Here is a 15,113-nt window from a genome sequence, read left to right as displayed (position 1 = left end):
TCTGACAATAGTCTATACTATTAGAGACTCAATTAGTTGTTTGTAAATTGAATACTGCATATAAGTATTCATTTAGTTCGATAAAAGAGTTATAAGCAATCGAAAACAGCGCATTGGGCTCATCTTCTACATCCTTGAGGCGCTTCAAGACATTAACGTAGTGACCTTGGCGGAAAAGGAACGTCTGAGTTACAAATATTAGCTAATGCGCCTTTCATTATGGAAAAAGTAAGAAGAAATCGTGCTAAAACAACGCAGCGTATAATCGATGCCTTTGAGGAAGTACTCGCCGAGCGGGGCCTGCAGGCTGTTGGCGTAAATCGTGTTGCAGAACGGGCCGGTGTTAGTAAAGTGCTGATATACCGTTACTTCGGCGGATTAGAGGGTCTAATTGCTCATTATATACGAATGGGCCGTCTGTATCCAAGTTTCACGGAGGCTGTCTTACAACAGATACGCCCCAACAACGAGGATGAGCTCAGCCGTTTGTGGCATCGCCAGTTAACCCAGTTGTTCCGGCAGTTCCGCAATAACAAAGCGAGTCGGGAGCTTCTGAAGGCGAACACGATCGAAAACGACCCAATTGCCGACATCGCCAGCCAGGTACAAGACGAAGAAATCACTCGGCTTATCAACCAGTTTTCGTTTGTCGAGAATGTTGACAACGCCGCTATTTCGGCCGTCACATTCGGGGCAATGTCATACCTTACCTTGATGGCAGATAACAACCGGACCATGGCTGGCATTAATCTGCGCAGTGAGGAAGGTTGGAAACGTATTGAGAATGCGGTGAAACTGATTTATATCGCCCTTGGTGAAAAGGCTGTTCAGACGGAAGCCGTCACCTTTGTCAAGTCAGAAAGTGTAATGGACATACAATGGAAGTAAGTAGCGTTCGGCAGTGGCCCGGTTCTGAAGGGCCAACTGCCGAACATTACTTACTTCACAACGATTGTTCTGTGGTCTATGCCCACTCCCTTAATTGTTAATGACTTCCATTTTTTAGGAAGACGGCTTTTTAGCTGACCAATACCGGCGTCTGTAACATCTACCCCGCCAAAACCATTGATAACAGCTTGCAGCATCCCTCCAGCGCCTGTTGCAAAATAAGGATTCGTACCGCCTGCCGTTTCAGACAAGACGCCAAACGGGGGAACTTCATTAGGCTTATAGCTCCGCACAAACCATTCATAGCCTTTTTCAGGATCACCCGTTCGCGTATAGAGCGTCGATAAAACAGACCAGCCCATAGCTGGCCCCTCTGGTGAGTACCGGGGCGTGTAATAAGCCAAATCCTTCCGAATTTTGGCTTCGTCGGTCACGATCTTAAGTGGATAGGCCAGTAAGTTCACATCGGCCTGTTTAATCATTACACCATCGTAAGTTCTGTTTTCCTTCGTTGTCCCGTCCGGAAAGGTCAGAATCGGGATGCCTGCCGCAATTGCATTCCATTGGGCATTGGGTGCTATACCCAGTTCCTGAGCCGCCTTGGTTGCCATTCCCAGCACGGTCTTTACCATACCATTAGTGAACGCGTTATCATCAATGTTTTCCTGCCATTCGTTCGACCCGATCACGTTGTTGATATGGTACTGGCCGTCAGTGCCTTTCTCGACCCGGCTTACCCAAAAATCGGCTACTTCTTTCAACATGGGGTAGCCACGAGTACGAAGCCATTCTTTATCCTTCGTGATCTGATAATACGTCCAGAACGACCAGCCTACGCAGCCGGTAATATGGTGTTGAAACGGCCCTGTCAGTGCCCAGACCGGGGTAGCTTCCTGCCCGTCGGCATCTGATTCCCAGGGAAACATAACGCCTGTGTAGCCGTGACTGAACGCATTCTGACGAGCCATAGCCATACGTTCGTAACGGTACTCAAGCAACGATTTAGCCAGTTCAGGCTTAAGGATGGCCAGCGGCGGATACATCCAGAGTTCAGTGTCCCAGAAAACGTGGCCATTATAGCCAAGTCCCGATAACCCCATTGGCGATAGGCTGTAGGCTGTTCCTTCACGAGCAAACGAGTATAGGTGATACAAGGCCTGCCGAACGGCCCGCTGCGCATCCGGGTCTCCATCAATGATGATGTCTGACTGCCAAAGCTTATCCCATTCTGCATTATGGCGGCTTAGCAGTCGTTGAGTACGTTCCAAGGCGGCGAAGATGGTTAGCCGTTCGGCTTCATTATGCGGATCGGCCGTGTGGGCGGTCGACGATACCGAGCCAACTACACTGAATCGGTAAGTTTGCCCGGCTTTCAACTGCTTTTTGAATTTGGCCAGGTGCATATTATAATCCCAGTCTTCGTGAATCACGTCGGGTTCCTGACCGTGCGGTTCTTCGAACAGAAACGAGGTCGACGCAGCCACGGTATGCCGACCAGTTGGGCTTTTGGCTACCGACGTTAACAGGCGGATGGTCACGTGCGGCCGGTCTATTTCTGAATAAAAATTCTTTACCTCCTTCAGATTCTCCGGCGACTCGAGCACCGACATCGGAATTATTTCACAATCTTTCTTTGCCGTGATTTCCACCTGGGTGAGCGCCGAGAAAGGAAGGTGGCGCAACGCCAGTACCGTCTGCCTGACACTGACTTTATCGCTGAAATCGAAGGTAGTCGTCAGGGCTGCCTTCTGCATATCAAGTGTTTGCCGATAATTGGCAATGTTTCGCTGGCTAATGCGCTGGCCATCGACGTCGAGGTTCATATTAGCAAAATTGAACACCTTCAGGATATTCGAGACGCGCCCCCGACCATACGTGTCGAATGCACCGTTGAGCACCACGTCTTTGACCTTCATTGGTTCGGGCGACGATACGAGCCCGATCATGCCGTTAGCAACAGTGATACCGTAGTAGTTGGCTGGATTTATGTTTTGCGCCACAATTTGCCAATCGGCATTTTGGGCGTACCCAGAAACTGACAGCAATCCGACCAACCCACCGATTAAGGCAAGGCCTAACTTGTATTTACGTGTTATCATACTTTGTTTTAGTCAAAATAATGCCAAAATAAGCATAAAAAAGCATACCACGGCAGGATATAGCCCTTCCTTCTGCCTATTTGGACAGCCAACTCCCTGCCGAGGTAATGAGCTGGAGTAGCCGGTCAGTATATTTAGCTGGTCATTACTCTATTCAGGGGTACATTTCAGGTAGTTGGCAAAAACGTATATCCGTTTTACCAGTCAGACTTACCTGTGTAGATCATGCCAGAGGGAGACGCCGGTTCGAGTAAAGCGTATAGCAGTAGTGCATCTCCACAAGAACAACCCTTGACCAGGCCAAGGGCGAATGCCGTTTCGGAGCTTATTGGTCGAAATAAGATATGGTGCCCGGCCGCTGATGAGCATATGAAGAGTGTGGCCTCTGGGGCCGCTATGTACCTGAATGTTTACCCTGTGCTACTCTCTTTTGGAAAAAGAGAGTTGAAATCCTTTGCACCGTCTGGTAAACTCTATATTGTTTGTCATGGGCATGAAGCACTGCCTATTTTTACCAACTCAATGGGTAAATGGACGGCCGAAAACATCGCCGAAATGCTTGAATTAGATGGATTAAGCAAGGAGCAACAGGTAATTGAGTTGCTGGTGTGCTACGCTGGTTTATCCGTGAATAGTATTGAAAGGCTAAAGAAGATACAAGCTCTTCAGTCGGAAGCTGCCCGTCTTGGAGCGGGGAAAGAGCAGTCAGCCGCTATAGCTGCACTGGTAAGGATGCAGAAGGAACCTAGTGAGTTGAAACCTTACAGCAATCCGCAGCAGGTTATGCCCTTAGCCAACCAGTTGTTTAACGCACTGACATCCAGAGGTTACACAAAACTGAAACTGATCAGCTATAAAGCTAAAGTATCACAGGCAATTGATGCCAATGGGGTTCTAGTTGACCTACCGGGCTATGCTGGTCCAAAATCAGTTAAGCACCTGCCCGGCATTATTCACGTTCTAGAGCAGGCAAAACCGTCTGGTAGCTCAAGCAGTAGCGCATCCAGTAGTTCGAATGGTTGATTGGAACAACGCACAACGAGCCCATTAATCAGGCATGTAGGTTACTTGTACAACTAATGCCGATGTGCCATCCTGATTACTCCGTTGCCAGCCGATAGCTAACGGAAAACTTTTTGAGAGAAATACTTCCAAACCCAGCGCCAATTGACCCACATCATGCTGGCCCGAAATCCAGTCGCCAATCAAGTGCAGTTTCTGGTAAAATATTCCGGCTTCAAAGCCTGCCTGAAAGCCGATCTGCTGACCATCGCCCAGGTAACGAACATGTCCCGTATAGGCGCCAACGGTTAGTTTATAGTGGTCGTCGTGGAACTGCTTATTCAGGTTGACGTACCCATAGCCCACAAACCGGCGCTGGGTTTTATCGGGCGTCAGGTTGTATCCTGCCTGCCCGCCTACACCTACGTGAAAGCCGCTCGGCAACTTAAAAATTTTCTGCCCATTCAGCATGAACAGCGGTGAGTACGCCCGTTCGCTCGTTGAATCGTTGCGAAGGATACGGCTTTGATCGGGGTAATAATCAAGGTTAAGCAGATTCGCTCCGACCTCCCAATCTTTACCCAGCCCGTAGTCGAACGTGGTCAGCGAACGGTAGTAATCCTGAATCGAAAACTGCTGTTGTACCGTGAATTTGTGGGCTTTAGCTACATCTGATTCAGGTACGTTGAGGTACGATTCCTGGGCTAGTACGGTAGTCGTATAGAAGCAGAATATACTAAGTAGAAACGCTTGAATTAATCCGGTTTTCATACATACGTTGTGTTTAATCCTTTATTAATACTAATTACTACCACCAGTATACGTTCACTGTTTTGCGTATTAATTACCTTTTAATTACAAGTTTTTCCAGCATGTAGGATATTTGTGAGTTGCTTGGCCTCGTACTTGGTTAATGCACGTGCAGTGTCGATTTTAAAGTTTATTAACTCAGCCTCACATCGACACTCCACTAATTTTGTAGGGTAAGTGAGCCTTTCCTCCGTAACATGATTCGTAAATTAACCGCTCTATTTTGGGGCGTGGGTGCCCTCATCGTCACAACGGCAGCAACAGCGCAGGATACATTGTCGTTAACGCTGTTTCAGGCCGATAGCCTGTTTCTTCGGCATAACTTACAGGCCCTGGCAGGACGATTTCAGATCGAGTCGGCACAGGCACAAATTGTTCAGGCACAACTCTATGAAAACCCTATTGTCTCGCTTGAGTTCAACGCGTTCAACCCGGTGCTTGGGCAGGCATTCGATGTGGGGCAAAACGGCCAGAAAGCCCTGTCTGTCCAGCAAACGATTCTGCTCGCCGGCAAGCGCAGCAAACGAGTAGCCGTAGCCATTCAGCAGGCTCGCCTCACTGAACTTCAGTTTGCCGATTTGCTGCGCACTCTTCGTTTCGATGTCCATAGCCGGTTTTTCTCCGTCTTCTTCACAACAAATACCCTCCAGGTATACGCCCAACGGCGCATACGACTGACAGAAACGATTGCTGCTTTTGAAAGGCAATACGCCAAGACCAACGTCGCGCTGAAAGAGCTGGTCCGCCTTAAAGCCCTGCTGCTGCAACTGACCAATGACCAGTTGGAACTGCAAAATCAGTTGATCGATCAGCAACGTGACCTCCGCATTCTGCTTCAAACTACGCAGTCGATACGGCCGGTGCTGGCCGTTCGCGATACCGCCCGCTACAATCGGCCACTACCTACGCTGCAAAATGCGGTAAACTTCGCCTTCGATAACCGGCCCGACCTACAGGCAAGCGCCGTGGCTATTCAACAGGCTGATGCCAACGTAAATCTGCAACGGGCACTGGCAAAACCAGACCTGCGCGTAGGGGCGCTATACGACCAAAATGCCAGCTACGTAAACAACTACATCGGCCTGACAGTCGGTATGGATCTGCCGATCTTCAACCGGAATCAGGGCAACATCCGGTCGGCTATCGCACAGGGGCAGTTTACCCGGCTCGGGCAACGTACCCAGCAAACAGTGGTCGAGAATGAAGTGCGGGCTTCGCTGGAGCAGATTCAGCAGACCAATGCCGCCTTTCAAAGCATCGACCCCAATTTTCCGGCTCAGTTCGACGAGTTGAGCCAGAACGTATTACGCAATTTCGAGAAGGGAAATATCGCGCTCATCGAGTTTGTCGATCTCTTCGAAACGTACCTGGAAAACGTGCGCCAGCTAAATCGCCTCCGGGCCGACCGCATCACCGCCTACGAACAACTTACCTACGTAATAGGCACCGACCTGTTCAAGTAACCAATTCTCATGAAGCCATTTTTTTTACTGATTGCCTTGTCGCTGGTCGCCTGCTCCAAAGAGCAAAAAATGGCTACCGAAGCGCCCAAAACTGCTTTTTCGTTAACCGATACGATGGTAAGCCGCCTCCAGACGGAGGCTGTAAAGCCGTTGCCAATCCGTAGCCAGCTTCGACTGATCGGCCGCGTGGTGCCCGACGAAAACCGGCTTATCCGGGTGTTTCCGCTCGTGGGTGGTAATGTGCGCGATGTACGGGCAGAGCTTGGCGATTTTGTTACCAAAGGGCAGGTATTAGCCATCATTCAGTCGAGCGAGGTGGCAGGCTATAACAGCGAACTGGCTCAGGCTCAGGCCGAACTGCGATTAGCGCAAAAGAATTTACAAGTAGCGCAGGACCTGTTTGCCGACAAGTTAAGCTCAGAACGGGATGTAATTGCCGCCCGCAAAGAAGTGGAGCGCGAAGAGGCTGAGTTGTCTCGTTTGCGCGAAGTGTTGCAAATCTACGGAGCCGATGCAAAATCGCAATCGGTGGTAAAAGCACCCATTTCGGGCTATGTGCTGGAAAAGAATATTAACCGGGGTATGCAACTGCGTTCTGACGATGCCAATGCGGTCTTCACCATTTCGCAACTGAACGAAATCTGGGTAATGGCCAACGTCAACGAGTCGGATATTGGGCAGATTCGGCTCGGCCTTCCAGCGCAGATACGTACCCTCAGCTACCCGGACAAGGTGTTCCGTGGGGCGGTCGACAAGGTCTATAACGTGCTTGATCCGGCCACCAAAACCATGCAGGTACGTATCCGGCTGGCCAACGAACAGATGAAGCTAAAGCCCGGCATGAACGCAACGGTTCTGCTGGCTTTCGAAGAAGGGGGCTCTATGCCGACTATTCCTACGAAAGCGCTCATTTTCGATAAGAACAAGCAGTTTGTCATGATCTACCACGACCGACAGCATATCGACACCCGCGAGGTGCAGGTCTACCGATCATTGGGCGATATTGCCTACATCAGCAGCGGCTTGCAGGCAGGCGACAAGGTCATTACCCAGTCGCAGCTACTGATTTATGACGCGCTAAATGACTAAAGAGTAAAAGAAGCAACAAGCGAAAGGTGAACGTTTTATTACCCGAAAAAGGGCTTCAGCAAACTCATTCACTCTTTTGTTCTTTACCTCTTTTACTCATTGAGAGCTATGAATAACTTCATCAAGTCAATCCTGACGTTTTCTTTGAAGAACCGATTTTTCGTGTTTTTCATGGTTGGCGCACTTACCATTGCGGGGGTAGTCAGCTACCTGAAAACCCCCATCGAAGCCTTCCCAGACGTTACAAACACCCAGATTATCGTGGTGACGGAATGGAACGGGCGGAGCGCCGAAGAAGTCGAGCGATTCGTGACGGTGCCCATCGAAGTGGCCATGAACTCGGTGCAGCGCAAAACCAACGTGCGGTCGATCACGATGTTTGGGCTGTCGGTGATGAAGATCATTTTCGAAGACGATGTTGAAGATTTCTTCGCCCGGCAACAGGTCAACAACCTCCTGCGCACTGTTTCCCTTCCCGAAGGTGTAGAGCCTGATATTCAGCCGCCTTACGGCCCAACCGGCGAGATTTTCCGCTACACACTCAAATCACCCACCCGCGATACCCGCGAACTGTTAACCATTCAGAACTGGGTGATCGACCGGCAGTTGCGGGCCGTAGCGGGCGTGGCCGACATTGTGGCTTTCGGTGGCCGTGAAAAGACGTATGAAGTGAGCGTAAACCCGCTGCTGCTTCAGAAATACGGTATCACGCCCTCTGAAGTATACAACGCCGTAACACAAAACAACCTGAACGTTGGCGGTGACGTGATCGAGAAAAACGGACAGGCTTACGTCGTACGCGGAATCGGTCTACTGAACAACATCGATGATATTAACAACATTATTGTCGACGAACAGGGTGGATTACCGGTACTGGTGCGCGACGTGGCCGAAGTTATTGAATCGAATCAGCCGCGCGTGGGGCAGGTAGGCCTTGATAAAAGCGACGACGTGGTTGAAGGCATTATTGTGCAGCGTAAGGGCGAAAACCCGTCGGAGGTACTGGGTCGGGTGAAGGAGAAAATTGCCGAACTGAACGACAAAATTCTGCCCGACGACGTGGAGATGGTCACTTTCTACGACCGCGACAACCTGATGACGTTCTGTACCGAGACGGTATTGCACAACCTCGCCGAAGGCATTCTGTTTGTAACGGTGATCGTGTTTCTGTTCATGGCCGACTGGCGCACGACGGTCATCGTGAGCATTATTATTCCGCTGGCGCTGCTTTTCGCGTTTCTCTGTATGCGCTTGCGGGGTATGTCGGCCAACCTGCTGTCGATGGGGGCGGTTGATTTTGGTATCATCATCGACGGCGCCGTGGTGATGGTGGAAGGCATTTTTGTGGTGCTCGACCACAAAGCGCATAAGGTTGGCATGGAACGGTTCAACAAACTGGCTAAGCTGGGCCTTATTCGTAAGACCGGCGCTGAACTGGGCAAGGCCGTTTTCTTCTCGAAGCTGATCATTATCACCGCCTTACTGCCCATTTTTTCGTTCGAAAAAGTGGAAGGCAAGATGTTTAGCCCCCTGGCCTGGACGCTGGGTTTTGCCCTGCTCGGCGCACTTATTTTTACGCTGACACTGGTGCCGGTTCTGTGTTCGATGCTGCTGAACAAGAACGTAAAGGAGAAAAATAACTTCATCGTCAACTTTTTCAATCGTAGCATCACCAGCGGCTTCACCTGGACGTATGCCCATAAGAAAACCAGCATCCTGGCGGCGCTAATCTTCATGGGTCTCAGCTTTGGATCGGCCACCTTGCTGGGTACCGAATTTCTGCCTCAGTTAAACGAAGGCGCCTTGTGGGTAGAAGCCAAATTGCCCATGAGTTCGTCGCTGGGCGAGACCGTGAAGATGGTACACACGCTGCGCGGTAAACTGATGGAGTTCCCGGAAGTGCGGGGCGTTTTGTCGCAAACGGGCCGTTCTAATGACGGTACCGATCCGTCGGGCTTTTATTACGTGCAGATGCAGGTGAACCTTAAGCCCAAAAAAGAGTGGGCCCGCAAAATCACCACCGACGGTCTGATCGAAGAAATGGATGCCAAATTGAAGCAGTTCCAGGGCATCAACTACAACTATTCGCAACCCATCATCGACAACGTGGCCGAGGCCGTTGCCGGGATGAACGCCAGTAACGCCGTCAAAATATTTGGCAGCGACCTGGCCGAACTCGATAAATACGCCGATCAGGTAATTGAAGCCATCCGCGACGTACCTGGTATTAAAGACGTGGGTATTCTGCGAAATGTGGGTCAGCCCGAACTCAGTATTTATGTTGATAAACAGAAGATGGCGTTCTACGGCGTTCGGGTGGGCGATGCCGAGGCCGTAATTGAAATGGCAATTGGTGGAAAAACAGCCACGCAACTCTACGAAGGTGAACGCCGGTTCGACATTCGGGTACGTTACCTGCCCGATTATCGCAAAAACGAAGAGGACATCGGCCTGTTGATGGTTCCCACCATTCGGGGCGACAAGATTCCATTGAAAGAGATTTCGACCATCAAAACCCTGACTGGTCCTGCTTTCGTATATCGCGATAAAAACAAGCGGTTCATTGGCGTGAAGTTCTCGGTTCGCGAACGCGATCTGGGCAGCACCATCGTCGATGCCCAGCAGCGGGTACGCGAAAAGGTGAAGTTTGATAAAGGCTACGAGCCTGAATGGACGGGTGAGTTCGAGAATCAGGTACGTGCCTCGAAGCGACTTGGGCAGGTTGTACCGCTGAGCCTGATGGCCATCTTCGTAATCCTGTTTGTGCTCTTTGGCAATGCCAAAGATGCCGGCCTGGTGTTGCTCAACGTGCCGTTTGCCCTGATTGGCGGCATTCTGGCCCTGCATGCTACGGGCACGATCTTCGGCATTTCGGCGGGCGTGGGCTTCATCGCGCTCTTTGGTATCTGCGTTCAGAATGGCGTTATCCTGATTTCTGTTTTCAACGCCAACCTAACTGCCGGCATGACCCTCGATCAGGCCATCTCCGACGGGGTGCAGTCGCGCATCCGGCCCGTTGTGATGACGGCCATGATGGCGGCCATTGGGTTATTGCCTGCGGCCGTAAGTACGGGTATCGGCTCCGAAACCCAGAAACCGTTGGCCATCGTAGTTATCGGCGGACTTATCACAGCCACTATACTCACCCTCCTGATTTTCCCGATCATTTACCGATTCTTCAACCGGAACACAACGCATACAGCCCGTCGCGGTGGTAAAAAGCGCAGGCAAACGGCAGAAGTAGCGTAAGGCCGTAGTTGCCATTTACTGCACCCGCAAATCAACCGTGGCTTCGTCATCTTCACCCGTTGAGGTTGGATAGCCATTTCCGGGTGTGCTATCGGGATCGGCGGGCGTGGCAAAACGTACCTGAGCCTGGGTTTGCTTCAACCCGGCGGTTGTTACTTTGGCCCTGAAACTAAATAAACTGGAACCTCCAGCAGGTAGCGACAGGCTCGTTCCGGTGATACCGCCACCGCCAGGCCCCATATCGTTGCTATCAACGAATTGCATGCCCGTAGGCAAATAGGCCGTTGTGTTAACGTTACTGGCCGAAGAACCGCCTATGTTCGTCACAATGAGCGTGTAGGTAACTATGTCATTGAGGCTGGGGGTTCGATTACTCACCAGCATCCGCAAGCTAAGGTCGGCCAGATTGGCAACGGGCGTTGGCTGGTTATTCCGTACCGCAGGCAACGGCATTTGATTGGGGTTAGGCGACGCATACGTACCTGAGCCCGTCCCCACGCGCAGGTCAAGCTGGGTGGCATCATCCTGGCCATCGCCAGTGCCAGAGCCCGGTTGGCTGTCGGGGTCAGGGTTATCACTCTGTACAATCTCGGCGGCTACCAGGTACATTCCATCAGCGGTGGCCTGTATCCGAAACGATTGCGTTAGTTGCTGACCCGCTTCCAGAATAGGTAACGTACCTGACACCATACCGTTACTCACCGTTACACCGCCCGAAATGGCCGTCGCGATCAGGTTAGCAGGCAAGCGGCATTGCCAACGGGCATTCGTTGCCCGTACAGAGCCCGTATTTCCTACCGTCAGAAAAATAGATGTGGTATCATTCACTGAAAGAACCCGCCGGTGGGCTATACCAATCAAATCAAGATCGGCTTTCGGCAGTAATGTTACGGTCGGCGTCGGCGCTCCGGCCACTACCGGACTGGTCGAGACAACCCGTATGCGATACGTACCCAGCGCAAGCGAGTCGGGCCAGCGAACACGAATAGGAGAGGTGCTACCACGTCCCACTGTCGCGCGGAAGCGGCCCTGATTATCCAGAATCTGCACATCCCATGCATTGCCTGCATTGAACGTACCTGATTGCATAAAGGTGACTTTAACGCTATCCCCGGCAGAAAAAGCACCCCCATTGATTGCTGTTACATCACCCGTTGAGGCAAATAGAAGGGGTAGAATGGGCGCGGCCGTCTGAAAGAATGTGTCGTTCAGGCTATTGTTCCAGTTACGGGCAAAGCGGGAAAGCCCCATGTTGGCAGGAATAGCCTGCGGATTTAAAAAATACTGTGGATGAGGTGATGGACGAAGCGCGTTACTAAAATGAACATCCTGCTGCCCGCCATGTCGGTTGATGATGGTGTCGTTCAGCGGGCCTTCGAAGACATTGAAGCTTGGCGTTTGAATCACCTGCCTTTGCTGTGCTATCACGTCGCCGTTGGTTACCTCGCCTGTAAACGAAACGCGCGCCACCACCCAGGGCATCGACCGGTTATTGAAATCATGACGTACCTGCCGAATCAGTGAATCGAGGCGAGCCGCATAGAGGGGTATCGTCGATGGTCGAATATTTTCCGATTCGCCCTGATGCCATAAAACGGCCCGAAAACCGCCCGACGCACCGTAGTAGTTCATGATCTGCCGCAGATTAGTGTACGGCTGAAGGTTGGGCCAGTTCACAACGCAATAGAACAGATTACAGGCCGGAACGCCTTTGGCTGTATTGCTCCAGTTATCGATCGTCGACGCATCCCAGCCGGCGTTGTAGAACATGACAGGTACGTTGAACCGGTTAACTATGTAATCGCCCAACTCACCCCAGCCCCAAGAGCTTTCGCCCATTGGAAATACCCGTCTCCCAGCCGTTAGCGGCGTGTAAGGCGCAAATGGCATTGGATCGCCTGACGAAAGCAGGGCCAGATAGGGAGGCGGGTAATAATGGTTGATGGTGTCGATAGAACTGACCCGGTCAGAAACAGCTCCCAGATCGTTATCGCCGATACCGAAACCACGTGAGTTAGATTGGCCAGCCAGGATAAATACCTCGCCTATACCCACAGGTTGCACAGATGCCTGCGCTATTGTTACGCCACCGCGTATGGCTCGCACGGTCAGAACATACCAGCCACCAGAGCCTGTCACAGACCCCATCACTGCCCCCGCCAACGAATTTGACTGAATAGTCTGCCAGGCAGTAGCTGTTCCCTGCCCTGCAACAACCGGGCTGAGTTGCGCCTCCACCCGATCGGCGGGTTCACTTAAGCGGGCAGCAATGTAGACTCGCCCCTGGTTGTCCAGCCCTCGCTGAGTGACGAAACGGCTGGTCGGAAACTGAATGGACAACTGAGCCAGGGCAGACCAGGGAATAGCCAGCAGTAAGCAAAACGGACAGAGAACGCGGAGACAAATCATCAATGAACAGACAAACCTAGTGACATATGCATATAGTCTATTATCGGAAATCAGAGACAGGCTTATGCAAAAGTAGACTGGTCTGCATCTATTAAAAATCAAAGGTAATAGACTGAATTCGTACACCCAGATTAAACTATGCAACGACGTGCTCCCCCAATAGTACAATTAGGTATGATTGCTTATCTGGCCATGATGGTCTATACACTTCATTGACACTCAATATGTATACGGCAAAGATTATGTCTTCGCCTATCGGTTTTTGTCCTATGAATTAGTGAGAAAATTACAATTCACGATTTTTTTACACAAGAAGCGTGTCCGTATATGGACAGAAAAAACGTAGATTTGTAAGCGTGTTTAGTGGGCTTTTTCGGAATTTTATTTCCCAAAACGTCACAGTTGTAAAATTTTCACTTTTTTTACGTTCAAAACCTAACTTTCAATTCAACCCCAACAGTACACAGTTCAATGAAGACACAATCTGCAACCCCCGCACCCGCTAAGGCAGCCGCACCGAAGAAATCGTCAGGTGGTTTGAACCCAGTGTTTGTAATTCCCATTCTGTTCATCATCGCCGAATTGGTTTTCCACTTCATCTTTGGCGATGGTAAGCACTTCCAGGATGGCGACAACACGAAACTACCCCTACCCGGTGATTATTTTGGAACCGTTTACGCTGGTGGTTTTATCGTACCTATTCTGTTCACTTGCTTCCTTTGCGTGTTCGTTTTCTCAATCGAGCGTTTTATCACCATCGGCCGCGCCAATGGTTCAGGTTCTATTGACGACTTCGTTCGTAAAGTAAAAAGCCAGCTCGACCGGAATGAGGTGTCAGCCGCTATTGCTGAGTGCGACAAGCAGAAAGGCTCGATCGGCAACGTGGTGAAGACGGCTCTGCTGAAATATCAGCAACTGACGACAGAAACCAGCATGAACAAAGAGCAGAAACTGGTTGCTCTTCAGAAAGAAGTAGAAGAGGCTACTACGCTGGAATTGCCAATGCTGGAGAAAAACCTGACGATCATCGCTACGCTGGCATCGGTATCTACCCTGATCGCCCTGCTTGGAACGGTATTAGGTATGATTCGCGCCTTCGCCGCCATGGGTGCAACAGGCCAGCCTGACACAGGTGCGCTGTCAACGGGTATCTCTGAAGCCCTGGTAAACACGGCTATCGGTATCGGTACGGCAGCTATTGCTACGATCATGTACTCGTACTTCACGAGCCGGATCGATACGCTGACTTACAACATCGACGAAATCGGCCTGAGCATCCAGCAAAACTTTGCTGCGCATAACTAAGCCGGCTTCTGACGTTAGTTAACACGGGTGGCCCGCTCAGACGGGTGGGCCTACCCTTAACGGAACAATTCAATGCCAAAAGTTAAAGTTAAACGGGCCAGTTCATCAGTCGATATGACAGCGATGTGTGACGTAGCCTTCCTGCTACTCACCTTCTTCATCCTGACTGCCCAGTTTCGGTCGCAGGATGCTGCCGCGATCGAAACACCTTCGTCGATCTCGTCAATCAAGGTGCCCGATACGGACATCATGACGATTGCCCTCGACAAGGAAGGTAAGATCTACTTCGGTGTGGATGGACAGCCAACCCGTATCGCTATGCTCGAGAACGTAGCTGCCGCCAAAGGCATCACGTTCAATGACAAAGAGAAGAAAGAGTTTGCGCTGATGAGTAACTTTGGTATGCCCATTGCCCAGCTAAAATCATACCTGAACCTGCCTAAAGAGCAGCAGGCCAAGGTGAAGCAGCCCGGCATTCCAACCGATACTACGGGTGCAGGTCCAACCAATGAGCTTAAAGACTGGGTGTATAACAGCCGCAAGGCTAATAACGACCTCCGGATTGCGCTTAAAGGTGATAACCTGGCCAAGTTCACGAACTTCAAGAATGTTCTGAGTACGCTTCAGGCGCAGAACATCAACAAGTTCAACCTGATTACGGGTACGGAAGCTCCGCCAGCAGGCTGGAAAGCAGACTAATAGACACGTAGTTTATCTATTTGTCCTGTCCGTTTTGTGGAATTCAACACACAGTTGCATCCAATGAATGGATAACGATTAGAAACGATAAACACCTAAA

The 15,113-nt window shown here is 50.8% G+C and carries 10 protein-coding genes; 7 read left to right on the top strand and 3 right to left on the bottom strand.

The window, feature by feature from the left end:
* Positions 1–219: 219 nt before the first annotated feature.
* Positions 220–888 (top strand): TetR/AcrR family transcriptional regulator, encoded by a 669-nt coding sequence (locus ACFE8Q_RS20620; RefSeq protein WP_375447329.1) that lies wholly within the window; start codon positions 220–222, stop codon positions 886–888.
* A gap of 50 nt (positions 889–938) precedes the next feature.
* Here ACFE8Q_RS20620 and ACFE8Q_RS20615 read toward each other — a convergent pair whose 3' ends face one another.
* Positions 939–2,987: a glycoside hydrolase family 65 protein gene (locus tag ACFE8Q_RS20615; protein ID WP_375447328.1), complete on the bottom strand. Its 2,049-nt coding sequence runs from the start codon at positions 2,985–2,987 to the stop codon at positions 939–941.
* 417 nt (positions 2,988–3,404) lie between these two features.
* On the opposite strand from ACFE8Q_RS20615, the gene ACFE8Q_RS20610 reads away from it, so the two are divergent.
* A complete protein-coding gene (locus ACFE8Q_RS20610) occupies positions 3,405–4,010 on the top strand; it encodes a hypothetical protein (RefSeq protein ID WP_375447327.1) in 606 nt (201 codons plus the stop codon).
* Between the two features lie 24 nt (positions 4,011–4,034).
* On the opposite strand, the gene ACFE8Q_RS20605 is transcribed toward ACFE8Q_RS20610, so the two are convergent.
* On the bottom strand, positions 4,035–4,760 hold the full coding sequence (locus ACFE8Q_RS20605; RefSeq protein WP_375447326.1) for a hypothetical protein: 726 nt from the start codon (positions 4,758–4,760) through the stop codon (positions 4,035–4,037).
* 236 nt (positions 4,761–4,996) lie between these two features.
* Between ACFE8Q_RS20605 and ACFE8Q_RS20600 the strand changes: the two genes are divergently transcribed.
* The 3 genes from ACFE8Q_RS20600 (at position 4,997) to ACFE8Q_RS20590 (ending at position 10,600) form a co-directional block, all read left to right on the top strand.
* A complete protein-coding gene (locus ACFE8Q_RS20600) occupies positions 4,997–6,262 on the top strand; it encodes a TolC family protein (protein WP_375447325.1) in 1,266 nt (421 codons plus the stop codon).
* A gap of 9 nt (positions 6,263–6,271) precedes the next feature.
* Entirely contained in the window at positions 6,272–7,351 is a 1,080-nt protein-coding gene (locus tag ACFE8Q_RS20595) for an efflux RND transporter periplasmic adaptor subunit (protein WP_375447324.1), read from the top strand.
* 108 nt (positions 7,352–7,459) lie between these two features.
* Positions 7,460–10,600 carry an efflux RND transporter permease subunit gene (locus tag ACFE8Q_RS20590; RefSeq protein ID WP_375447323.1) on the top strand — a complete coding sequence of 1,047 codons (3,141 nt, stop codon included), beginning with the start codon at positions 7,460–7,462 and terminating at the stop codon, positions 10,598–10,600.
* Between the two features lie 15 nt (positions 10,601–10,615).
* Here ACFE8Q_RS20590 and ACFE8Q_RS20585 read toward each other — a convergent pair whose 3' ends face one another.
* On the bottom strand, positions 10,616–13,009 hold the full coding sequence (locus ACFE8Q_RS20585) for a sialate O-acetylesterase (protein WP_375447322.1): 2,394 nt from the start codon (positions 13,007–13,009) through the stop codon (positions 10,616–10,618).
* Positions 13,010–13,480: 471 nt separating this feature from the next.
* Between ACFE8Q_RS20585 and ACFE8Q_RS20580 the strand changes: the two genes are divergently transcribed.
* Positions 13,481–14,314: a MotA/TolQ/ExbB proton channel family protein gene (locus ACFE8Q_RS20580; RefSeq protein WP_375447321.1), complete on the top strand. Its 834-nt coding sequence runs from the start codon at positions 13,481–13,483 to the stop codon at positions 14,312–14,314.
* A 72-nt stretch (positions 14,315–14,386) separates the two neighbouring features.
* On the top strand, positions 14,387–15,013 hold the full coding sequence (locus tag ACFE8Q_RS20575; protein WP_375447320.1) for an ExbD/TolR family protein: 627 nt from the start codon (positions 14,387–14,389) through the stop codon (positions 15,011–15,013).
* Positions 15,014–15,113: the final 100 nt, after the last annotated feature.

Source organism: uncultured Fibrella sp., from assembly GCF_964250085.1.
GTDB lineage: Bacteria > Bacteroidota > Bacteroidia > Cytophagales > Spirosomataceae > Fibrella.
This window is presented reverse-complemented; position numbering and strand designations above follow the sequence as displayed.

Bases quoted from the DNA above. Each gene is read 5' to 3' on its own strand.
- ACFE8Q_RS20620 (WP_375447329.1), top strand. From the start codon at position 220: ATGGAAAAAGTAAGAAGAAATCGTGCTAAAACAACGCAGCGTATAATC.
- ACFE8Q_RS20615 (WP_375447328.1), bottom strand. From the start codon at position 2,987: ATGATAACACGTAAATACAAGTTAGGCCTTGCCTTAATCGGTGGGTTG.
- ACFE8Q_RS20605 (WP_375447326.1), bottom strand. From the start codon at position 4,760: ATGAAAACCGGATTAATTCAAGCGTTTCTACTTAGTATATTCTGCTTC.
- ACFE8Q_RS20600 (WP_375447325.1), top strand. From the start codon at position 4,997: ATGATTCGTAAATTAACCGCTCTATTTTGGGGCGTGGGTGCCCTCATC.
- ACFE8Q_RS20595 (WP_375447324.1), top strand. From the start codon at position 6,272: ATGAAGCCATTTTTTTTACTGATTGCCTTGTCGCTGGTCGCCTGCTCC.
- ACFE8Q_RS20590 (WP_375447323.1), top strand. From the start codon at position 7,460: ATGAATAACTTCATCAAGTCAATCCTGACGTTTTCTTTGAAGAACCGA.
- ACFE8Q_RS20585 (WP_375447322.1), bottom strand. From the start codon at position 13,009: ATGATTTGTCTCCGCGTTCTCTGTCCGTTTTGCTTACTGCTGGCTATT.
- ACFE8Q_RS20580 (WP_375447321.1), top strand. From the start codon at position 13,481: ATGAAGACACAATCTGCAACCCCCGCACCCGCTAAGGCAGCCGCACCG.
- ACFE8Q_RS20575 (WP_375447320.1), top strand. From the start codon at position 14,387: ATGCCAAAAGTTAAAGTTAAACGGGCCAGTTCATCAGTCGATATGACA.